The following is a 22,018-nucleotide window of genomic DNA, read 5'->3' as shown; positions in this document are numbered from 1 at the left end:
ATCCTGATTGGGGTCGGGCCTGATTGGGGTCGGGCCCGCGTCGCGCCGAGCGCTCCGGCAGCGGGGACGTTAGTTTAAGGGTTCCCGCGCCATGTTGCACCGCGCCATCGCCGCCGCCGATCTTTTTGTCCCTTGTTTCGGAAAATTGCAAACGGATTGCTTTCATTAATCTTTCACATCGCCACACGGCGGCGCGCTTGCCCCATCGCCGTCATGCGCCGCTCACCCGCTTGGCGCGGGACTGTCATCGCGTTCCCATCCCGCCGCGCGGGCTTGCGGGCGGGGTCAATACGACGTCGAATCCGGGGCAATAACAGGATTTCGAAAGGGTCGAACCACGATTCATGCCGATTATCGTCGCGTGCGCGCCGCACCTTCTCGCGCGCCACACAGCAAAGGTGCGGCGATGGGGTTAAAATGCGCGTCTGGTTTTTCCGCCCACCCCCAGGCGGATGCATGCATTCATTAGCACCTTATTAATATGATCGCCGCGGCGAGCAAGTCCGTTAGGGCTTTTCGTCATGCGCGGCAGTCGGAGTTCGCCACCCTATGCGAGTGATCCTTGCCCAACCCCGCGGCTTTTGTGCGGGGGTTGTCCGCGCAATCGAAATTGTCGATCGCGCACTGCAGAAGCACGGCGCGCCGGTCTACGTGCGCCATGAAATCGTCCACAACCGTCACGTGGTCGAGAACCTGCGTAACAAGGGCGCGCGTTTCGTGGAAGAACTCGACGAAGTGCCCGAAGGCGCCGTCGCGATCTTCAGCGCGCACGGTGTTGCCAAGACCGTCGAGCGCGCTGCCGAAGAACGTGAGCTCGACGTGCTGGACGCAACCTGCCCGCTCGTCACCAAGGTTCACGTGCAGGGCCGCCAGTACGTTGCGGCGGGCCGCACGCTGATCCTGATCGGCCATGCCGGTCACCCCGAAGTCGAAGGCACGATCGGCCAGATTCCCGGCACCGTGCTGCTGGTGCAAAGCGAAGCCGATGTGCAAAAGCTGGACCTGCCGCTCGACGCGCCGCTCGCCTACGTGACGCAAACCACGCTGTCGGTGGACGACACGCGCGGCATCATCGATGCGCTGGTCAAGCGGTTCTCCGACATCGTCGGTCCGGACACGCGCGACATCTGCTACGCCACGCAAAACCGTCAGGCCGCCGTACGCGATCTGTCGTCGCAAGTGGACGTGCTGCTGGTAGTGGGCGCAACGAATAGCTCGAACTCGAACCGGCTGCGCGAAATCGGCAGCGAATCGGGTCTGCCGAGCTACCTCGTGGCGGACGGTTCGGAAGTGAAGCCGGAGTGGTTTGCCGGTGTCACGACGGTCGGTCTGACGGCCGGTGCGTCGGCACCCGAAGAAATGGTGGAAAACGTGATCGACGCGCTGCGCGCGTTGGGGCCTGTCGAGGTGTCGACGATGGCGGGCCGTGAAGAAAAAGTCGAATTCAAGCTGCCGTCGAAGCTCTTGCAACCGCTCGTCGCACGCGAAGTTTAAGGAGGACACCTCTTGTCTATTCCGCTGCTCCAAAAAGTCCGCGTTGGCGCCTATATCTTCCGCCAGCATTTCGGCGGCAATAAGCGTTATCCGCTCGCGCTCATGCTCGAGCCGCTGTTCCGCTGCAACCTGGCCTGTAACGGTTGCGGCAAGATCGACTATCCGGATCCCATCCTGAACCAGCGTCTGTCGCTTGAGGAATGCCTCGGCGCGGTGGACGAATGCGGCGCGCCGGTGGTGTCGATCGCCGGCGGCGAACCGCTGCTGCACAAGGAAATGCCCCAGATCGTCAAGGGCATCATGGCGCGCAAGAAGTTCGTGTATCTCTGCACGAACGCGCTGCTCATGGAAAAGAAGATGGACGACTACGAGCCGAGCCCGTACTTCGTCTGGTCGGTCCACCTGGACGGCGACCGCGAAGCGCACGATCACTCGGTGTCGCAGGAAGGCGTGTACGACAAGGCCGTCGCGGCCATCAAGGAAGCCAAGCGCCGCGGCTTCCGCGTGAACATCAACTGCACGCTGTTCAACGACGCGCAGCCGGACCGCGTGGCGAAGTTCTTCGACACGGCTCACGCCATCGGCGTGGACGGCATCACGGTGTCGCCGGGCTATGCGTATGAGCGCGCGCCGGACCAGCAGCACTTCCTGAACCGCGACAAGACCAAGAACCTGTTCCGCGAGATCTTCAAGCGCGGCAACAACGGCAAGAAGTGGTCGTTCAGCCAGTCGAGCCTGTTCCTCGACTTCCTGGCCGGCAACCAGACCTACGAATGCACGCCCTGGGGCAACCCGGCGCGCACGGTGTTCGGCTGGCAAAAGCCGTGCTATCTGGTCGGCGAAGGTTATGTGAAGACCTTCAAGGAACTGATGGAAACCACCGACTGGGACAAGTACGGTACGGGCAAGTACGAGAAGTGCGCGGACTGCATGGTCCACTGCGGCTTCGAGGCCACCGCCGTGATGGACACGGTCGCGCATCCGCTCAAGGCGCTGAAGGTCGCGATCAGCGGCCCGAAGACCGAAGGCGCGTTCGTGAAGGACATCCCGCTCGAAGGCGCGCGTCCGGCTGAATACGTGTTCTCGCGTCACGTCGAAATCAAGCTCGAAGAGATCAAGAACTCGGCGAAGACGAAGAAGCCGGTGACGGTCGCGGCTAGCTAAGTTTTTCTTCGGCGCTATTACGGCGCTGAAGTAGAAAAGGGCGCAACGGTGAAAGCCGTTGCGCCCTTTGTGTTTTGGTTGCCGCGAAAAAAAGCACGATGACTCTTGCCATCGCGCTTTCGCTATTTCAGCAGCATTTCCCCGCGCCCGAACCATAGCGCGCGTTCTGCCGCTCGCGGAAAAACTCCTCGTAGGTCATGACCGGACGATCCGGATGCGTCGCGCGCATATGCGCGACGTAGCCGTCGTAGTCCGGCAGGCCGACCATCAGGCGCATGGCCTGGCCGAGATAGCGCCCGGCGGTCTGCACGTTGTCGCGAAGTTCCGAGAACATGATGCGCTCCGAAATAGCGTGGCTTTGCGGTGGACTTAGTGTGCGCCTTGACGCGCCGCGATGGTCGCGCCCGCAGGCAACGCCTCGTAGGGCGTCTCGTGCACGGTCGGACGATCGGCGCGGCGAGCGCGCGCAATCGCGATCAGGCCGTACACCACGATGCTCACCACCACGAAGATGAACAGGCCAGAGAGCGCCGCATCCACATAGTCGTTGAAGATCATGCGCTGCATCTGTTCCGCCGATTTTGCGGGTGCGAGGATCTTGCCCGAGTCGAGCGCCGCCGAGAGCTTCTGCGCGTGCGCCACAAAACTCACCTTCGGATTGCTGTCGAAAATCTTCTGCAGGCCCGCCGTGAGCGTGCAGATCAGCAGCCAGAACGTGGGCAGTGCGGTGACCCAGGCGAACTTCTCGCGCTTCATCTTGAACAGCACGACGGTGGCGAGCATCAGCGCGATACCGGCGAGCATCTGGTTCGAGATGCCGAACAGCGGCCAGAGCGTGTTGATGCCGCCCAGCGGATCGACCACGCCTTGATAGAGGAAGTAGCCCCACGCGGCCACGCACAACGCCGTGGCGATCAGGTTCGCGGGCAGCGATTCCGTGCGCTTCAAAGCCGGATGGAAGGTGCCCAGCAGATCTTGCAGCATGAAGCGTCCCGCACGCGTGCCCGCGTCCACTGCCGTCAGAATGAACAGCGCTTCGAACAGAATCGCGAAGTGATACCAGAACGCCATCATCGCCTCGCCGCCGATCACCTGGTGCAGGATCTGCGCCATGCCCACAGCCAGCGTCGGTGCGCCGCCAGCGCGCGCGACAATGGTGGTTTCGCCCACGGCATGCGCCGTTTGCGTGAGCATGTCCGGCGTGAGCATGAAGCCCCAGTGGCCGACCGTCTGCGCCACCGCGTCCGGCGTCGTGCCGAGCACCGCGAGCGGCGCGTTCATCGCGAAGTACACACCCGGCTCGATCACCGAAGCGGCCACCAGCGCCATGATCGCGACGAACGATTCCATCAGCATCGCGCCGTAACCGATGAAGCGCGCGTTGGTTTCGTTATCGAGCAGCTTGGGCGTGGTGCCCGAGGAGATCAGCGCGTGGAAGCCCGACACCGAACCGCACGCGATCGTGATGAAGAGGAACGGGAACAGGTTGCCCGACCACACCGGACCGCTGCCGTCGATGAACTTCGTGAACGCCGGCATCTTCAGTTCAGGCGCGACAATCAGGATGCCGATGGCCAGCGCGAGGATCGTGCCGATCTTGAGGAACGTGGAGAGGTAGTCGCGCGGCGCGAGCAGCAGCCACACCGGCAGCACCGAAGCCACGAAACCGTAGCCGATCAGAATCCACGTCAGTTGCGTGCCGGTGAACGTGAACCAGGCGGCCAGCGTCGGCGAATCATGCACTTGCTGGCCGAACGCGATCGACGCCATCAGCAGCACGAAGCCGATGATGGAAATCTCGCCGATCCTGCCCGGGCGGATGTAGCGCACGTAAAGGCCCATGAAGATCGCGATGGGAATCGTCGCGGCCACCGTGAAGGTCCCCCACGGCGAATTCGTCAGCGCCTTCACCACGATCAGCGCGAGCACCGCGAGAATGATGATCATGATGAGGAAGGTGCCGAACAGGGCGATCACGCCCGGAACCGGCCCGAGCTCCATCTTCACGAGGTCGCCGAGCGAGCGGCCGTCGCGACGCGTGGAGAGGAACAGCACCACGAAGTCCTGCACCGCGCCCGCGAACACCACGCCCGCGAGAATCCACAGCATGCCGGGCATATAGCCCATCTGCGCGGCCAGCACCGGGCCGACCAGCGGCCCCGCGCCCGCAATCGCCGCGAAGTGATGGCCGAACAGCACGTATTTGTTGGTGGGCACGTAGTCGAGCCCGTCGTTGTGGCGCACCGCCGGCGTCATGCGCAGGCCGTCGAGTTGCAGCACCGTGCTCGCGATGAAGCGCGAGTAGAAGCGGTAAGCGATCAGATAAACGCAGACCGCGCAAATCACGATCCACAACGCGGAAATGCGCTCGCCGTGTGCGAGCGCGATGGTGCCGAACGCGAATGCGCCGAGCAGCGCAACAAGCGTCCAGACGACAAGACTGGATGTCCGACTCATGGCGTCTCCTGTGTCATTTTTTTAATGGGTGATCTTGTGCCCGCCTTCTTCATACTAGACAAAGAATGAGCGGAGCGTGGCGCACAGTATTCGCTTTCACCGCGCCTCCCACAACCGGACAACTACGTAAGGCGGCTACGTAGTACTACGTAGCCGTTGATGCGCGATGGCGCACTACGGGCAGCGATAGCCTTGTCGCAGAGCGTCGCGAACCGGCGCGATCTGGCGCGGCGAATCGGCCAGCACGGCATCCACGCCCGCGCACGCCGCCGCCTTGTAATCCGCCGCGTCATTCACGGCAATCGCGACGATGTGCACATTTGCGTTCGTGCGAAAACACTGCACGGCTTGGGGCGACCACAGTTGCGCTTCGGCGACCGTGGAGTGCGCCTCGCCCAGCGTGAAGCGCTCGGTCAGGTCGAGCGAGCGCCGCCATTCGAAGGCCGCCCACGTACCCGCCGACGGCGGCGCTTCACACGTCTGCGCAAGCGCGACCTGCGCGAGCCGTCCGCGCGTTGCATCGCGCGATTCGAACACGCGGGCGCGCGGCCACGCCGCAAACGCCTGCTGATAAGCGGCTTCGGTGGAATAGAGCAGCACACGGTTCCACGCACCGGCCTGGTCGAGCACGCGCGCCACGGCGGCGGCCTGCGGCGCGGCGGGCAGCGCTTTCATATCGAGGATCACGGGCGTCGCGGCAGGAATGACGGCGAGCGCTTCGGCAAGCGTCGGAACGCCTGCGAACGTCTGCGGCTTGAAGCGCGCGGCCGCGTTCACGCGCGCAAGTTCTGCGGCAGTTCTCGAAGCAACCGGGCCGTGTGCGTCGGTCAGTGCAGCCAGATCGGCAGGGCGATAGAGCACCGGCACGCCGTCGCGGCTTAGCTGTACCGTGAGCCAGATGGCGTCGGCGTGATTCGCGAGCGCCGAGCCAATCGCGAGCAACGTGTTCTCGGGCGCGTCGCCCGTGCCGCCGCGATGCGCGATGACGAACGGCACCGTTTGTCTGTGCGCGTCGACCGACGCTGCCGGACCGCCCGCGCACGCGGCCAGGATCGACGCTATCGAAACGCCCATGGCAACACGCAGAAACATCGATTGCATCATGATCGGCTCGCAAAAAACGGAGATTCGTGAAATCGTTGCGCGCGCATCCATCGCGCAAAGCAGGCAAGGTCGCGTGGAATTTGCCTGCTCTGACAGACGCGCCCGGTTATGCTTGCACACTCTGCCTCCGAACGCCGCCATGCCTGCCCCATTTTTCTTCAATGACCGGCTGAAGACAAAAATCTTCCTGCTCGCGGTTGTGCCGTTTCTCGCCGCGATCGCGAGCATCGGCATCGGCGTGCGGCAGCAGGCGACCGCGCTCGCGCGCACGCAGCACGCCACCATGCAGGCGGCGTATCTGTCGAGCAAGGAGATCGAGCTGCGCCATTATGTCGAGCTCGCCACCAGCGCCATCGCGCCGCTTTACGATCCCGACGCCGCGACCACCATCGCGCCCGCCGATGAGACGGCCCGCCAGCGCGCCGCGCTCGCGGTGCTGCAAAAGATGGACTTCGGCCCCGACGGCTATTTCTTCGTCTACGACATGCATGGCCGCTCGCTGATGCACCCGCGCGAGCCGGGCCTCGTCGGCCAGGATTTATGGAATCTGCGCGATCCGCAAGGCGCGCTGACGATCCAGCAGCTCGTGAGCGCGGCGCAGCACGGCGGCGGTTACGTGCGCTACATGTGGCATCGGCCTTCGACGGGCAAGCTCGCGCCCAAGCTCGGTTATGTGGTGGCGCTGCCGCGCTGGGGCTGGATGGTCGGCACGGGCATCTATCTCGACGATGTGGATTCCACCCTCGCCCATATCGACGAACGCGCCTCCGCGAATATCGAACGCACGCTGCAATGGCTCGGCGTGATCGCGCTCGCGGGCGTGGGCGTGTTCGCGCTCGGTGCGCTCGTGCTCAACGTGAGCGAGTACCGCAGCACCGACGCCAGGCTCAAGCGTCTTGCGCAGCAGGTCGTGGAATCGCAGGAACAGGAGCGCGCGCGTCTGTCGCGCGAATTGCACGACGGCATCAGCCAGATGCTGGTGTCGGCGAAGCTGCTGCTCGAATCGGCGCTCGCGCGTTTCGAGCGCGGCGAAATCCGCGTGGCCGCCGCCGAGGCGTCGCTGTCCACCGGCCTCACGCGGCTCTCGGACACGCTGCGCGAAGTGCGCCGCATCTCGCATGCGCTGCGCCCGGCCATGCTCGACGATCTGGGTCTGGCCGCTGCGCTCGAACAGCTCACGCGCGAACTCGCCGACGAATCGTCGATGGAGATCGGCTTCACGCTGGAAGGCGAGGGCGGCGCAAGCCCGCTACATCGCACGAAGCCCTTGCCCGACGCCGTCAACACGGTCTTGTTCCGCATCGCTCAGGAAGCGCTCACCAACATCGTGAAGCACGCTCATGCGCGCCGCGCGGCGCTCACGCTCGATATCGAGCAGGATGGCGTGACGCTCGCCATCGCCGACAATGGGCGCGGCTTCGACGTCGCGCTCACGCAGGCCGATCCGCGCGCGGGCATGGGACTGCGCAACATGCGCGAGCGGCTGGAACCGCTGGGCGGCCAGCTTTCCATCAGCTCGAAGCCGGGACATACAGTGCTGACCGCGTGGGTGCCGATTCGCCCGGGCAGCGCCCGCACATAAAAAAGCACACAGAGACACCATGAACGAATCAGCCAAAGCGGCGCGCCTCGTGCTCGTCGACGATCACCCGCTGGTGCGCGACGGCCTGCGCGCGCGGCTCGAAGCCGTGCCGGGCCTGGAAGTCGCGGGCGAGGCCGGCAACGCCGATGAGGCCATCGCACTCGCCGCCGCGCTCGAACCCGATCTCGCACTGATGGACGTGGGCATGGCCGGCATCAACGGCATCGCGCTCGCGGGCATTTTTCACGAGCGCTTCCCGGCGATCCGCGTGCTGATGCTTTCCATGCACGACAACGTCGAGTACGTGACCCAGGCGTTGCGCGCGGGCGCGAGCGGTTATGTGCTCAAGGATTCGCCGGGCGCGGAGATCGTGCGCGCCATCGAGGCCGTGCTGGCAGGGCAGACGTTTTTCAGCGCGGGGCTGGGCGCGCGCATGATCCAGGCGTCGCTCAAGGAAACGCCGATCGAGCGCCTCACGCCGCGCGAGCGCGACATTCTGGACGCGCTCGCCGAAGGTTTATCGAGCAAGCAGATTGCGCAGCGCGCGGGGCTGTCGGTGCGCACGGTCGAAACGCACCGGCTCAATCTCAAGCGCAAGCTCGATATCGACGGTCAAGCGGAGCTTATCAAGTTCGCGGTGGAAAACCGCAGGAAATGAGCGTACGAAACACGTACAAAACCGATGCTCAAAACGCACACGGCGCGCACTCCCGTAAAAGAGTGCGCGCCGTGCCGTCTGATTACCGCGCGAACGACTAAGCTGGATTAGCTGCGCGCGTTGTGATCGACGAGGAACTTGATGAGGCCGTCGATGCCGCCCTTGGCGATCTGGTCGGCGAACTGGGTCTGATAGACCTGGATCAGCCACGCGCCCATCATGTTGATGTCGTAGATCTTCCAGCCGTTGCCGGAACGTTCGAGCCGGTAGTCGATGGCGTCGTCGCCGCCGTTGCTCAGCACGTGCGACTGCACGACGGTGTCCTTCGCGGCCGCGCCGGTGTTCGACGGTGCGAACTTGAAGTTCACCTGGGTGTCGCGAAGTTGCGCGAGCGACGATGCGTAGGTCTTCACAAGCAGGAGTTGAAATTGCTCATACAACTTTTGCTGCTGCTCGGGCGTGGCCGTAGTCCAGGCCTTGCCGATGGCGATACGCGTGGTGCGCTGGAAATCCGTGGCGGGCACGAAATGGGTCTCGACCACTTTCGTGATCTGGGCCATGTCGCCGCCGCGGGCTTGCGGATCGGCCTGCATCGCCTTCACGGTGCCTTCAACGGCGGCCTTGACGACGGCGTCCGGCGACGACTGGGCAAGAGCGGCGCCCGACACGCCCGACAGGAAGGCGGCGGCGATAAATGCGGTCAGATAACGTTTCATACGCGATTTTGGAACAGTGAATATCAGGTGCCGGTGGGAAGGGGCAAGGTTGCGGCGCAAGCCACGCTGCGATCCCGCCCCGGCTGACCCAGTATAACGGCTTTACCGCCTGCACTCGTGTGCGCAAGGCGCGCCTTGATGGGCGAGGCCGGTATACTTGAGCGCTTCACATCAGAACTAGTTAAACGACAAGGCCCCCTCGCCTTTATGCTGAAGCCATTCATCATCCACCTCGTCGCGTGGTCTGTGCGCCGCGCGGCGTGGGTCATCACACTCGCGCTCGCGCTCGCCGTCATCGGCAGCGTGTACGTCGCGAAGCATTTCAAGATCAACACGGACATCAGCGGCCTCGTCGAGAATAACGCCGAATGGGCCGCACTCAGCGACGCCAAGGACAAAGCCTTCCCCCAGCGCAGCGGCTCGCTGCTGGTGGTAGTCGAAGCCCAGGCGCCCGAACTCGCGGACGCCGCCGCCGACAAGCTCGCCGACGCCCTCAAGCAGGACAAGCGCGAATTCAGCGCCGTCTCGCAACCGGCGGGCGGCCCGTTCTTCGAACACAACGGCCTGCTGTTCCCGTCGACGCAAACGGTGCTGTCCACCACGGGCCAGCTCGTGCAGGCGCGGCCGCTGATCAACCAGCTTGCGAAAGACCCAAGCCTGGCCGGTCTGGCGGGCACGCTCACCACCACGCTGCAATTGCCGCTCACGATCGGTCAGGTGAAGCTGCCGCAAATGGCAAGCCTGCTCGGCAGCGCGGCCAATACCGTCGATGACGTGCTGGCTGGCAGGCCCGCTGCGTTCTCGTGGCGCGCGCTGGTGGACAAGGACGCCGCGACCAAACCCGCGTTCTCGTTCGTCACCGTTCAGCCGGTGCTCAATTTCGCCGCCCTCGAAGCAGGCGCAAGCGCCTCGCAGGCCATCCGCGCTACCGCGGCCTCGCTGCATCTCGATACCGAGTACGGCGCACGCGTGCGACTGACCGGCGAACAGCCGCTCGCCGACGACGAATTCGCCTCGGTGCAGGACGGCGCCGCGCTCAACGGCGCGATCACGGCCATCGTCGTGCTCGTGATCCTGTGGCTCGCGCTGCGCTCGGGACGTCTGATCGGCGCGGTGCTCGTTACGCTGGTGGTCGGCCTGATCGTCACGGCGGCGCTGGGTCTGGCGATGATCGGCTCGCTCAACATGCTGTCGGTGGCCTTCATGGTGCTGTTCGTGGGGCTGGGCGTGGATTTCGGCGTGCAGTTCGGCGTGAAGTATCGCGAAGAACGCTTTCAGGACGACCGGCTCGACGTCGCGCTGCTCAAGACCGCGCGCCTGATCGGCGTGCCGCTCACGCTCGCCGCCATCGCCGTGGCCGAAAGTTTCTTTTCGTTCCTGCCGACCGCCTACAAGGGTCTGTCCGAACTCGGCCAGATCGCGGGCGTCGGCATGTTCGTCGCGTATATCGCCAACATGACGCTGCTGCCCGCGCTCATCAGCGTGTTCAAGCCAAAGGGCGAGCGCGCTTCGCCGGGCTTTGCGTTTCTCGCGCCGGTGGACAAGTGGCTTGCGGAGCATCGCAAGCCCGTGCTGATCGGCACGTTGATCGTGGTGGTGGGCGCGTCGCCGCTGCTGTATTTCCTGCGCTTCGATTTCAATCCGCTGCATCTGAAGGACCCGCATACGGAGTCGATGGCGACGCTGATCGCGCTGAAGAATTCGCCCGTCATTTCGATCAACGATGTCAGCGTGATCGCCCCGACGCTGGCCGATGCCGACAAGATCGCCGCAAAGCTCGAAAAGCTGCCGGAAGTCGGCCGCGCGACCACGCTCAGCTCGCTGATCCCCACGGACCAGCAGCAAAAGCTCATGCTGATCGCCAGCGCCGCGCAGCAGTTGATGCCGGCGCTCACGCAGCAACCCTCGTCGCCTGTCACCGACGCCGTGCGCGTCGATACACTCAAGCGCGCGGCCAACCAGCTGGCGCTCGCGGCAGGCGATCATCCGGGTCCGGGCGCAGCCGAAGCCAAGCATCTCTCGGATGGCCTGATGAAGCTGGCGGCCGCCAGCCCGGTGCTGCGCGACAAGGCCGAAACGGCCTTCAGCCTGCCGCTCAAGCTCGCTTTCGCGCAGCTGGAACGCCTGCTCCAGCCTTCGGAAGTCACGCGCGAGAATCTGCCGCCCGAAATGGTTGGCGACTGGGTGTCGTCGATCACCGGCCAGGCGATCGTCGATGTCGCGCCGCGCGTGCCCGCGGGCGTCGATCCGAACGACGACGTCATGCTCGCGCGCTTTTCGCACGCCGTGAAGAAGGCGGAGCCGGGCGCGATCGGCGGCCCGATCTCGATCCTGCACTCGGCCAACGTGATCATCCTCGCGTTCCTGCAGGCGGCGTGCTGGTCGGTGCTGCTCATCACGGCGCTACTGTGGATCACGCTGCGCCATTTCGGCGACGTGCTGCGCACGCTGATTCCTCTGCTGGTATCGGCGCTCGTGACGCTAGAGTTGTGTGTTGTGTTCGGTATCCAACTCAATTTCGCCAATATCATCGCGCTTCCCCTGATGCTGGGCGTGGGCGTCGCGTTCAAAATCTATTTCGTGATGGCCTGGCGCGCGGGGCAAACCGGCCTCCTGCATTCGAGCCTCACACATGCGGTGCTGTTCTCGGCCGCGACCACCGCCACGGCGTTCGGCAGCCTGTGGCTTTCGCACCATCCGGGCACGTCGAGCATGGGCAAACTGCTCGCACTGTCCTTGTTATGTACGCTGATTGGCGCCGTGGTGTTCCAGCCGGTGCTGATGGGCAAGCCGCGCGCGAAGCGCGCACGATCGCAAACGCAGGGGATCGATCAATGATGAAGAAAAAAGCCGCGCTCACCATGGCGGCAGCGAGCCTGACGCTCCTCGTGACGTCGGGTTGCGCAACCGGTCCTGAGCGCAAGCCGGGTGACCCGTTCGAACCCGCGAACCGGGCGATCTTTACGTTTAACGACGCGCTCGACACCCATATCGCGCAGCCGATCGCGAAGGGTTACCAGAAAGTCACGCCTCAGCCGATGCGCCAGGCGATTTCCAACTTCTTCTCGAATCTCGGCGACATCAGCAATTTCGCCAACGATCTGCTGCAGTTGAAGATCACCGACGCAACCGAGGATCTGATGCGTCTGGCGATGAACACGACCTTCGGTCTGGGCGGCCTGATCGACTTCGCGACGGCCGCCGGGCTGCCCAAGCACCATCAGGACTTCGGTCTGACGCTGGGGCACTACGGCGTGCCGGCAGGTCCCTATCTGGTGCTGCCGGTGTTCGGGCCAAGCTCGATTCGCGACGGTATCGGCATGGGCGTGGACGTGAAGTTCAACCTGCTCAACTACATCGAGCCCGCGGTGCGCAATCCGATGTATATCGCGCAGTTCGTCAGCACGCGTGCCGACCTGCTGGGCGCTACCGACCTGCTGCAACAGGCCGCGCTCGACAAGTATTCGTTCGTGCGCGACGCGTACCGCCAGCAGCGCCAGTCGAGGATCAACGGCTCGCAGAACAATAACGAGCCGCTGCCGGATTACGGCGATCCGGGCGGCACCGACGACAACGGCGGCGGTGCGGGCGCGGGCAAGTCGAAGAACGGGCTGCCGAATTATGAGGATCCGGGTGATTCGGGTGCGGCTGGGTCGGGTGGCTCTTCGTCGAAGAACAACGGCTTGCCGAATTACGAAGACCCGGGCGAGGGCAGTGCGGCTGCGCCTGCGGCCGGTGCTGCGGGTGCAGGCGCAGGGGCGGCTGCCGCGGCGGGTACGGCAGGTATCGCTGCGGGTACGGCGGCGTCCGCGCCGGTTGCCGCTTCAGCTCCGAAGGCGGCTTCTGGAGCTGTGCCGGCGAAAGCGGCTTCGGCTCCGGCAATGGCCACGCCCGCGCAACCGGCCTCGGCGCCTTGAACGCGATGTGATGCCTTCGCCCGCGCGAGCGGGCGAGCGCAGATGTCAAAAAACCCGGCAAGGTCATCGACCTTGCCGGGTTTTCTTCCTTAAGGGACGCCTCGAATCAGACCAGAAAAATTGTGTCGCTGTATCGCGCTACCTGTGGGTCATGCGTAATTAATCGAAGCGGCTCGCTCAGCGCCTGAGCAACCAGAAGCCTGTCGAATGGATCCTGATGGTGCAACGGCAGCTCCTCAACCGCGACCGCATGTTCTGCCTCAACAGGCAAGATCCGGTAACCGGCGCGCCGGAAGTAGTCCAGTGCTGCTTGTCCAGACACAGGCATATCACCGCGTTGGAGAGCGAATTTGATGCCGATTTCCCAGATAGAAGCAGTACTGACGAAGATCGTGCTGCGGGGTGCCAGAATCAGCTCTCTCGCCATCGCAGAAAGCTTCGGGCTATCCGCTATCGCCCAAAGCGCGATGTGAGTATCAAGGAGAATGTTCAACCGGCGTCCCCATGAAACAGCGAAGCGACGGCGTCGTTGTGCGCGTCGATATCGTCAGGCACTTCGAAAGCGCCCCTGGCAACGCCGATGCGCTGTTCGACTGGTACAGCCGGCTCCAAAGGAACCAGGCGGGCAACCGGCCTGCCACCTCTTGCGATGATGATTTCAGCCTCACGTCCCGTCTCCACATCTTCAACGAGACGCGATAGGGACGACTTTGCTTCCAGCATATTGACGTAGTTCATCGCAACTCCCAGAGTTTGCACTTAGTCTAGTCTAGCTAAGATTTGCATACAAGCACCCGCTTAGAGCAGTATTTGACCTGCTGCAAAAGCTCTGTAGATGTCAAAAAACCCGGCAAGGTCATCGACCTTGCCGGGTTTTCTTTTCAGCGCACAGCAGCGCAGCTCAATGCACTGCTTCGTCTTCCTGACGTTCCTCGCGCGCGATTTCGTTCTGCGCCGCCAGCGCCGTTGCATCCATCGCCGAATGCACCGTCTGGCGATACAGCTCGTACGCTTCTTCCGCGTAACGAATGCGGTCGCGGCCATGCGGCGCGGGCTTGCCATCGGCGCCCATATTCACGAACACCATCTTTTCGATCGTCAGAATGCTCTTGCGCGTGACCTTGTTGCGCACTTCGCAACGCAGCGTGATCGAGGTGCGGCCAAAGTCGGTCGCAACGATGCCGAGTTCGATGATGTCGCCCTGACGCGCCGAGCTCACGAAGTTGACTTCGGAGATGAGCTTGGTCACGACGCGCTGGTTGTCCAGCTGGCAAATCGCGTAGATGGCCGCTTCTTCGTCGATCCAGCGCAGCAGGCTGCCGCCGAAGAGGGTGCCATTGGGATTCAGGTCTTCAGGCTTGACCCACTTGCGGGTATGAAAATTCATTTCTGGTCCTCCCATGCTTGATCCGCCCCCAGATGATGCGGAAGCAAATCCAAGGTTAACGCTGAGATAGTACCAGAGATAAGGGTTTTCCCTAGTATTTCAATATTCGCGATGCATGGAGTCCAAAAATCAGCGCGGGAAAAAAGCGCCAGACTCGCTCAACACCCGCCGCGCGCCTGCCAGCGCCTTGCGCGCCGCGCCGGCATCCGCCGCCACGCGCAGCAGCCCTCCCAGTTGCCGCGGATCGCGCGCCAGTTCACGCAGGATCGGCAGGACCGCCGTCGAGCCGTCGTCGCGCAGCCCCGCCATCGCCGCCTTCGGCAGACTGCGCCAGGCGGGATCGACCACCGCGCGGCACACCGCGAACGGCAGGCCGCGAGCGGCCGCCGCTGCGGCGGCCAGATGCGATTCCATGTCGACGGCCAGCGCGCCGCCGCTCGATTGGTGAAGCGCGGCCTTGTCCGCCGCGCCCGTGAGCGGCGCGGCCACCGCCGCCTCGACGCCACGGCGCGTCTGCGCAGCCAGCGGCGAGGCCTGCAGCGCCGCCGCCATCCGCTCGCTCCACGCCTTGTCGCATTCGAGCCGGCCAAACGGGCCGTCGACAGCCTCGGCGATGATCACCGTGCCCGGTTGCAGATCCGGCCCGAGTCCGCCCGCCGTCCCGAAGCTGATGATGCCCACCGCGCCACGGTCCAGCGCCGCCGTCAGCGCGCGTTCCAGCAGATCGGCGCGCGCCGCGTAGACGGCTTCGATGCCGTCGCGGCCCTTGCCCGCCGCGATACTCGCTTCGAACGCTATGCCGGTCACGGCGATCACGGGCAGCGCACCACGGGTTTGCATCGTTGCGACCGCCGCCATCACAGACCGGCCTTCACGAGCGTCGTGCCTTCGCGCTTGAGGTTGCGGTAACGCGCGAGCGCCCACAGCGGGAAGAACTTGCGATAGCCGTGATAGCGCAGATAGAACACGCGCGGGAAACCCGTCGCCGTGAAGCGCGTTTCATCCCACAGGCCATGCTCGCGCTGCGTTTGCTGCAGCCACGCAATGCCGCGCGCGACCGCCGGATGGTTCACTTCGCCCACGGCCATCAAGCCGAGCAGCGCCCACGCGGTCTGCGAGGCCGTGCTGGCCGCGCGCTCGTAGCCGCGGTAGTCGAGCTTGTAGCTGGTGCCATCTTCGCCCCAGCCGCCGTCGTCGTTCTGGATCGCGATCAGCCACTGCGCCGCGCGCCGCATGCGCGAGTCGTGATGTTCGAGGCCCGCCGCGTTGAGCGCGCACAGCGCCGTCCACGTGCCGTAGATGTAGTTCATGCCCCAGCGGCCATACCAGCTGCCGTCGGCTTCCTGCTCGGCGAGGATGTAGTGGTAGGCGCGCCGTGCCGGTTCGCTCGCCACCGGCAATTCGCCCAGTTGCGCGAGCATCGACAGGCAGCGGCCCGAGACATCGGCGGTCGGCGGATCGAGCAGCGCGCCGTGGTCCGAGAACGGGATGTTGTTCAGATACTCGTGGGTGTTTTCCGGCTCGAACGCGCCCCAGCCGCCGTTGCTGCTCTGCATGCCCACGACCCACTCGCGCGCGCGTGCCATCGCTTCGTCGAAGTCGCTGGTCTTGTCGAGTTTGTCGATGCGATCCATTGCGGCCACCACCACCGCCGTATCGTCGACGTCGGGATAGTGCGGGTTCGCGTACTGGAACGCCCAGCCGCCCGGGCGCACATCGGGGCGGCGCGAGATCCAGTCGCCGCGCACGTCGAGAATCTGCAGCGGCAGCAGCCATTCGAGGCCGCGACGCGCCGCCGCGCGCGCACGCGCGTCGCCGGTTTCGATCAGCGCATGGGCCGCCAGCGACGTATCCCAGATCGGCGAAAGGCAAGGCTGCACGTAGGCTTCGTCGGCGTGGATCGTGACGAGCTTTTCAATCGACTGGCGTGCGATCGCGCGATGCGGGTGATCGGCGGGATAGCCGAGCACGTCGTACATCATCACGGCGTTGGCCATGGCGGGGAAAATCGCGCCAAGGCCGTCTTCGCCGTTCAGGCGTTCGTCGACGAAAGCCACGGCGGCGTCGATCGCGCGCTGGCGCAGGTACGACGGAAACAGCGGATCGGCCACGCGCAGCACGCCGTCCACGGCGCGGAACAGGCCGAACCAGGCGGGGCTCTGATGCGGCGCGCGCTCGTTCAGGCCGGTGCTCACCGGCGCGCTGCGGAACAGTTCGTCGATACGTACGCCGCGCGGGTTCTTCGCCACCGGGCGCTTCGCGTTCAGCACCAGCAGCGGCACGATCACGGTGCGCGCCCAGTACGACACCTTCGAGAGGTGGAACGGGAACCACTTGGGCAGCAGCATGATCTCGACCGGCATCATCGGCACTGCGTACCAGGTGACCACGCCGAACAGCGCGAGCAGGATGCGCGTGAAGACGTTGGCCTTTTCCGCGCCGCCTGCCGCCAAAATCGCTTCGCGCGCGCGCACCATGTGCTGCGCGTCTTCGGCGTCGCCGATCATCTTGAGCGCGAAGTACGCCTTGATGCTCGCGCTCACGTCCATGTCGCCGTCCGTGAAGAGCGGCCAGCCGCCGCCGGGCAGTTGGATGCGGCGCAGGTAGCGCGCGATCTTGCTTTCGAGTTCGAGGTTCGCTTGCTCGCCCAGATAGTGGACGAGCAGCACGTATTCGGCGGGAATCGTGGCGTCGGCTTCGAGTTCGTAGACCCAGTGGCCATCGGCGTGCTGGTCGGCGAGGATCGCGTCAGTCGCGCGGGCCACGGCGTCGTCAAGACCCGCAGCCAGGCTGGCGTCGTGCGCCAGTTCTTCGGCGGACGCGGCACCGTGCGGTGCGTCGCCGTCAAACGCCAGCGCGGCGGCGCGTGCGTGTGCAGGGTCGTCGGCCGGCATGGCCTGGGAAAGATCGTTCATCGATACATCCTGGTGTCAAGACAGGAGCAGATCCGCGGCCTTGCGGCCCGAGCGGATTGCGCCTTCGATCGACGCGGGCAGACCGGTAGCCGTCCAGTCGCCCGCGAGCGTCAAATTGTTCCAGCGGGTGCGCGCCGACGGGCGGCGCAGTTCCTCTTGCGGCGTGGCGGCGAACACCGCCTGCGCATCGCTTGCGATCTGCCACGCGGGCAGCGGCTCGACGGGCAGCGACGCGGCGGCCGCCACATCGGCCCAGACGCGCGGCGCGAGTTCATCGGGTGCGAGGCGCAACAGTGTGCCCGCATCGTGAATCGTCGCGCTCAGTCTGCCGGGCGCGGCGTTGAGCCAGCCCGCCGTGCCGTTGATCAAGACCATCGGCATGGCAAGCCCGGGCGGCGGATCGACGGCGAAATGCAGCGTGATGATCGCCGTGTGCTCCAGCGGCGCCTGAAGCTGCGGCACCAGCGCCGAGGCCGCGGCGCCCGGCACCGCCAGCACAACGGCTTCGTCTGCGCCCAGCAGCACACGGCCACTGTCGAAATCGAGCGCGATGGCGCGACGCGACGCATCGTCGAATGCAATGCCTTGCAGCGGCGAATCGAGGCGGATGGCCGCGCCGCCGTGTTGCAGCATGCGCAGCGCCGGGTCGATGAAGGCGCTCGAAAGGCCATTGCGCGCCGTTAGCGGCCGGAAAGCCTCGCCGCCGATGGAGAGCGCTTCGCGCAGCATCGCGCTCGCCAGTTCCGCGCTGGCGTCGCGCGGCTCGATATTGAGCGCGCAGAGATAGAGCGGACGCAGCAGGCGCTCCCAGAGCGGCCCCGCGCACGGCATGGTCTGCGCGACGGTGCGGCCGGGCCTCGCGAACAGCAACGGCAGCACGGTCAGATAGTCAGGCAGGCGCGTACCGGGTACGCGCGCATTGGCGTCGGCGATCCACAGCGGCAGGCGCGAGCGCGAAAAACGCACGCTCCAGCGCGAGCGCGCCGCCAGATCCATGAACGCGAACGCCGGCTCGTCCGGGCCGGTGAACGCGTCGGCGGCGCCGATCGCGCGCGCGTAGTCGAGCGTTTCGCCGTGGCCCGCCAGCACCACGTGGTTGCCGCTGTCGAGCGTGGCCGCCAGCGTGCGGTCATAGTACGAACGGCATCGTCCACCTGCCTGTCCAGCGGCTTCGTGCAGTGCGATCTGCACTCCACGCCGCTGCAACCGGACGGCCGCCGCGAGACCCGCGAGCCCCGCGCCGATCACGTGGACGAGGCGTGGCATTAGAACAGCGCGTAGCGCGCCACGATCCACATAAGCCGCGCGCGCGGTTTGACAACCTTCGGGCGCGGCAGGTCGAAGCCGCGATCCACGGTGCGTTCGAGCAGCACGCGATAGACGCCCGACATGATGCGCGGCGCCTTGACCTGCACGCGCGGCGTGCGGTCCATGATCGCGTCGGCTTCAGCGAAATGCTTGAGCGCGCGCTCGACCAGCGTCGCGCATACGCGCGGCAGCGACGGATCGGCGGCGATCTGGTGTGGCGTGGTCGCCGCGATGCCTTCGCGCGCGAGCAGTTCGCGCGGCAGGTAGCAGCGGCGGATATCGGCGTCTTCGTCGATGTCGCGCAGGATGTTGGTGAGTTGCAGCGCCCGCCCAAGGTGATGCGAGAGCAGGCGGCCAGGCTCGTCCTGCATCCCGAAAATTCTCACCGACAGGCGGCCCGCCGCACTGGCGACGCGGTCGCAGTACAGGTCGAGCGTGTCTTCGTCGGGGGCGCAGATGTCTTCGGCGGCGTCCATCGCCATGCCGTCGATCATCGCGTGGAAATCCTCGCGCTGCAGGCCGAAGGTATGGATGTGACGCGTGAGCGCCGCGAGCGAGGCGCGCGGCGTGCCGGCATAGCACGCGTCGATATCGGCGCGCCATTGGTCGAGCCCTGCCGCACGCTCGGCGCGCGGCAGGTCGCTATCCGCGATGTCGTCGACAGCGCGGCAAAAGGCGTAGACCTGATACATGGCGTCGCGCTGCGCAGCCGGCAGGATTCGCATCGCCAGATAAAACGAGCTGCCCGACGAAGCGGCGGCGGCATCGGTCTGATGTGTATCGTCCACGACGAGGTTGGAAACGGCCAAGACGATCTCCGCTGGGGGGCGCCCTCGACGGGGCGTTACAGATATTCGGGCCCGCGTGCCGCGGGTCGCCCGCGCGCGCGGACACGCGCGAGGCACCGGCCCTGTCGGAACGCCGTTCAGGGTCCGAGGCCGGAAACGGCCAAAAGTATATCAACCTTTGCCTGCCGCCGCAGTCGGGGGCATTCAGGAAACGCTCAGGAAACAGGGACCGCAACGGGCGGCGAGGGACGCCAGCCCGTGATATCGCGCATTGCGCGCGAATCTTGTTGCGATCATCGGCTAATTTCGCCGATTTCCACAGCAATCGCCCTGCAAGCTGCGATCGCTATCGAGCCGTTAGTTCAGCTCGTGCAGCAGCACCACCGAGCGGTTGCGACCCTGGCGTTTGGCGCTGTAGAGCGCGGCATCGGCCTCGTTGATCATCGCTTCGTAATCGTTCGAGCCCGGCCGCGCCGAAGCCGCGCCCACGCTCGCCGTCACGGCCACGACGTCGCCCTGCACATCCACCGGCGTGTCGCCGATGGTATGGCGGATCTTTTCGGCTACGTGCATGGCGTCGTCGAGCGGCGTGCACGGCAGCAGCAGCGCGAATTCCTCGCCGCCGAAGCGCCCGAAAATATCTTCCTTGCGCACCACGCCCGCCACGCGCTGCGCCATCGTGCGCAGCACCGTGTCGCCGGCCACGTGACCGAATTCGTCGTTGATCTTCTTGAAGTGGTCGAGATCGAACAGCAGCACGGACATATCGCCGCCGTAACGCTGCCAGCGCGAGAACTCCTCGGCGAGACGCGTTTCGAAATAACGCCGGTTGCCGATGCCGGTGAGCCCGTCGCGATCGGCGTATTCGCGCAGCTTGGCGACGGCCTCCTCGCGCTCGCGCTGCACCATGCTCACATGGGTGACGTCGGTGATCGTCACACAGACGGCGATCACTTCACGATCGCGCATGAGCGGCATGAAGGTGCAATCCTGCTGCATGTAATCGACGCCGCCCGTGATGGGCCGGTCGTGATCGAAGCGGAACAGGTAAGGGCGCTGCTCCCACGAGCTGAACGCAAAGCTGCCGAGCTGGAACACGCTCTCGACCTTGCGCGCGAGCCAGGCGCGGGGCAGTTCAGGGAAACGTTCGAAGACCGGGCGGCCGATCACCTCTTCGGCCGGCACGCCGCTGTGGTCCTGCATGAAGCGGTTCCACATCAGCACATTCATCTCGCGATCGAGCACGAAGATGCCGAAACCAACACGCTCCGCGACGAGGTCAGACAGCGAAGGCGATGAAGCAGGGGTAGTCATAGGCTATGGAGCATGGCGTCAATGGCGCGGCTCACATGATAAATCGACTCCTCGGCCATCAGCATGACGAGATGCGCGCGAAAGCGCTGGTCTTCCAGCGCGAAATTGACCTCGACGAGCAGCGCCAGATCCCAGGCCAGCAGCCCCGGCTGGAACACTTCGTCGAGCGTGACGGCCTCGCCGAGCAAGCCCGGCTGCGAAAACACCGGCAGGCGCCCGAGCTGGTCGAGCATCGACGATACGCATGCACCCGTCAGCACGTTCGCCACGTCGAAAATCAGTTCCTGTTCCGTCAGCGCGTCCCACGCCGATTCCGCGAACGGGCCGCCCACCAGCGCGCCCAGTTCGCCGATCTCGCCGCTGCGGCAGATCACCAGCGCCTCGCCCTTGATCTCGGAGCGAAAGCCCTGTCGCACCGCCGTGACCGGACCGTCGATGCCAGTCATCTCGCGCAGCGCCTGCGCCGCCTCGCGCACCGCCACCACGCGAACGCGCGGCACCGATAGTTCGATAAACGCATTGAGCAGACCCGACAGCCGCGTGGCCGCCTGGCCCATGCCAAGATTGGCGATCTCCTGCAGGGCGTCGCGCTGCAGTTCCGTGAACACTCGATCAGGCATACAACCCGTACTCCTTCAGGATGGGTAGCAGCGCTTCCTGGGTGACCGGCTTCGGCACAAACGCCATCGCGCCAAGCGCCAGCGCGCGCTCCTGGGCGCGCGGCTGGACATCGGCGGAAACGACGATCACGAAGGTGTTGAGGTCCTCGTGCTGGAGCGCTTCGAGGACCTGGAAGCCCGTCATGTCGGGCATCGTAAGGTCGAGAAACATGACCGGCGCACGCCCGGCGCGATAGTGCGCCAGCGCTTCTTTCCCGTTCGACGCGTAGGAAATCTCGACGTCCCAGTCCTCGGGAAGCGCCTTCGTGAGCACCTTGCGGGCTAGCAGCGAATCGTCGGCGATCACGATGGGTAAGGACATGGATATGCGGAGTGAGTGTGCGTTGGACGGAATGCGTTAAGACGTATTAACGGCGGCGCGCGCAAAAGCTTTAGGGGCGCGCGCATTTTATGCGTAAAGCATGGAATCGTCCGCGTTTCGGCGGCCAGCCGACCAGCCTTTCGCCGTTTCGACGAAAGGGACGGGCGGGCGCCCGGACAGTCGATGGGAAGCAGCAAAGCCGTCAGCGTGCGTGACGCCGGGCGGCCCGGCAG

Annotated in this window: 20 protein-coding genes; 6 read left to right on the top strand and 14 right to left on the bottom strand. The window is 65.0% G+C overall.

Annotated features, from left to right (window positions below; genetic code table 11):
* Positions 1 to 549 precede the first annotated feature (549 nt).
* Positions 550 to 1,494 (top strand): 4-hydroxy-3-methylbut-2-enyl diphosphate reductase, encoded by a 945-nt coding sequence (gene ispH, locus F4827_RS23815; RefSeq protein ID WP_183728207.1) that lies wholly within the window; start codon positions 550 to 552, stop codon positions 1,492 to 1,494.
* A gap of 12 nt (positions 1,495 to 1,506) precedes the next feature.
* Positions 1,507 to 2,658: an adenosyl-hopene transferase HpnH gene (gene hpnH / locus F4827_RS23810; RefSeq protein ID WP_183728204.1), complete on the top strand. Its 1,152-nt coding sequence runs from the start codon at positions 1,507 to 1,509 to the stop codon at positions 2,656 to 2,658.
* 127 nt (positions 2,659 to 2,785) lie between these two features.
* On the opposite strand, the gene F4827_RS23805 is transcribed toward hpnH, so the two are convergent.
* The 3 genes from F4827_RS23805 to F4827_RS23795 form a co-directional block, all read right to left on the bottom strand.
* On the bottom strand, positions 2,786 to 2,992 hold the full coding sequence (locus F4827_RS23805; RefSeq protein WP_027820406.1) for a YbdD/YjiX family protein: 207 nt from the start codon (positions 2,990 to 2,992) through the stop codon (positions 2,786 to 2,788).
* Positions 2,993 to 3,027: 35 nt separating this feature from the next.
* Positions 3,028 to 5,115 carry a carbon starvation CstA family protein gene (locus F4827_RS23800; protein WP_183728201.1) on the bottom strand — a complete coding sequence of 696 codons (2,088 nt, stop codon included), beginning with the start codon at positions 5,113 to 5,115 and terminating at the stop codon, positions 3,028 to 3,030.
* 174 nt (positions 5,116 to 5,289) lie between these two features.
* Entirely contained in the window at positions 5,290 to 6,219 is a 930-nt protein-coding gene (locus F4827_RS23795; protein WP_183728198.1) for a glycerophosphodiester phosphodiesterase family protein, read from the bottom strand.
* Between the two features lie 139 nt (positions 6,220 to 6,358).
* Between F4827_RS23795 and F4827_RS23790 the strand changes: the two genes are divergently transcribed.
* Together F4827_RS23790 and F4827_RS23785 are read left to right on the top strand one after the other, a co-directional pair.
* Positions 6,359 to 7,801, top strand: a complete 1,443-nt coding sequence (locus tag F4827_RS23790) for a cache domain-containing protein (RefSeq protein WP_183728195.1) — start codon at positions 6,359 to 6,361, stop codon at positions 7,799 to 7,801.
* A 19-nt stretch (positions 7,802 to 7,820) separates the two neighbouring features.
* Positions 7,821 to 8,459, top strand: a complete 639-nt coding sequence (locus F4827_RS23785) for a response regulator transcription factor (RefSeq protein ID WP_183728192.1) — start codon at positions 7,821 to 7,823, stop codon at positions 8,457 to 8,459.
* Positions 8,460 to 8,566: 107 nt separating this feature from the next.
* Here F4827_RS23785 and F4827_RS23780 read toward each other — a convergent pair whose 3' ends face one another.
* Positions 8,567 to 9,175 carry a phospholipid-binding protein MlaC gene (locus F4827_RS23780; RefSeq protein ID WP_183728189.1) on the bottom strand — a complete coding sequence of 203 codons (609 nt, stop codon included), beginning with the start codon at positions 9,173 to 9,175 and terminating at the stop codon, positions 8,567 to 8,569.
* Between the two features lie 207 nt (positions 9,176 to 9,382).
* On the opposite strand from F4827_RS23780, the gene F4827_RS23775 reads away from it, so the two are divergent.
* On the top strand, positions 9,383 to 12,013 hold the full coding sequence (locus tag F4827_RS23775) for an MMPL family transporter (RefSeq protein ID WP_183728185.1): 2,631 nt from the start codon (positions 9,383 to 9,385) through the stop codon (positions 12,011 to 12,013).
* Positions 12,010 to 13,092, top strand: a complete 1,083-nt coding sequence (locus F4827_RS23770) for a VacJ family lipoprotein (protein WP_183728182.1) — start codon at positions 12,010 to 12,012, stop codon at positions 13,090 to 13,092. The genes F4827_RS23775 and F4827_RS23770 overlap by 4 nt, the downstream gene beginning before the upstream one ends.
* Positions 13,093 to 13,198: 106 nt before the next feature.
* On the opposite strand, the gene F4827_RS23765 is transcribed toward F4827_RS23770, so the two are convergent.
* The 10 genes from F4827_RS23765 to F4827_RS23720 form a co-directional block, all read right to left on the bottom strand.
* Positions 13,199 to 13,585, bottom strand: a complete 387-nt coding sequence (locus tag F4827_RS23765) for a type II toxin-antitoxin system VapC family toxin (protein WP_183728179.1) — start codon at positions 13,583 to 13,585, stop codon at positions 13,199 to 13,201.
* Entirely contained in the window at positions 13,582 to 13,830 is a 249-nt protein-coding gene (locus F4827_RS23760) for a type II toxin-antitoxin system Phd/YefM family antitoxin (protein WP_183728176.1), read from the bottom strand. The genes F4827_RS23765 and F4827_RS23760 overlap by 4 nt, the downstream gene beginning before the upstream one ends.
* 163 nt (positions 13,831 to 13,993) lie before the next feature.
* Positions 13,994 to 14,479 carry an acyl-CoA thioesterase gene (locus tag F4827_RS23755; protein WP_183728173.1) on the bottom strand — a complete coding sequence of 162 codons (486 nt, stop codon included), beginning with the start codon at positions 14,477 to 14,479 and terminating at the stop codon, positions 13,994 to 13,996.
* 129 nt (positions 14,480 to 14,608) lie between these two features.
* On the bottom strand, positions 14,609 to 15,319 hold the full coding sequence (locus F4827_RS23750; protein WP_260175409.1) for a phosphorylase: 711 nt from the start codon (positions 15,317 to 15,319) through the stop codon (positions 14,609 to 14,611).
* A gap of 17 nt (positions 15,320 to 15,336) precedes the next feature.
* The gene (gene shc, locus F4827_RS23745) at positions 15,337 to 17,394 is read right to left on the bottom strand and encodes a squalene--hopene cyclase (protein WP_183728166.1); all 2,058 of its coding nucleotides are present in this window, start codon (positions 17,392 to 17,394) and stop codon (positions 15,337 to 15,339) included.
* Positions 17,395 to 17,409: 15 nt separating this feature from the next.
* A complete protein-coding gene (hpnE, locus tag F4827_RS23740; protein WP_183728163.1) occupies positions 17,410 to 18,660 on the bottom strand; it encodes a hydroxysqualene dehydroxylase HpnE in 1,251 nt (416 codons plus the stop codon).
* Positions 18,660 to 19,511, bottom strand: coding sequence for a presqualene diphosphate synthase HpnD (gene hpnD / locus F4827_RS23735; protein ID WP_167070384.1), 852 nt, complete (start codon positions 19,509 to 19,511; stop codon positions 18,660 to 18,662). The genes hpnE and hpnD overlap by 1 nt, the downstream gene beginning before the upstream one ends.
* A 336-nt stretch (positions 19,512 to 19,847) precedes the next feature.
* Positions 19,848 to 20,804 carry a sensor domain-containing diguanylate cyclase gene (locus tag F4827_RS23730; protein ID WP_183728160.1) on the bottom strand — a complete coding sequence of 319 codons (957 nt, stop codon included), beginning with the start codon at positions 20,802 to 20,804 and terminating at the stop codon, positions 19,848 to 19,850.
* Positions 20,801 to 21,424, bottom strand: coding sequence for a chemotaxis protein CheC (locus F4827_RS23725; protein WP_027820393.1), 624 nt, complete (start codon positions 21,422 to 21,424; stop codon positions 20,801 to 20,803). Before F4827_RS23725 ends, F4827_RS23730 begins: the two co-directional genes overlap by 4 nt.
* The gene (locus tag F4827_RS23720) at positions 21,417 to 21,785 is read right to left on the bottom strand and encodes a response regulator (RefSeq protein WP_027820392.1); all 369 of its coding nucleotides are present in this window, start codon (positions 21,783 to 21,785) and stop codon (positions 21,417 to 21,419) included. Before F4827_RS23720 ends, F4827_RS23725 begins: the two co-directional genes overlap by 8 nt.
* Positions 21,786 to 22,018: the final 233 nt, after the last annotated feature.

It is taken from the genome of Paraburkholderia bannensis (assembly GCF_014200455.1).
Taxonomy (GTDB): domain Bacteria; phylum Pseudomonadota; class Gammaproteobacteria; order Burkholderiales; family Burkholderiaceae; genus Paraburkholderia; species Paraburkholderia bannensis_A.
Note: the sequence above shows the minus strand (reverse complement) of the source record. Positions and strands in the feature narration are given on the sequence as shown.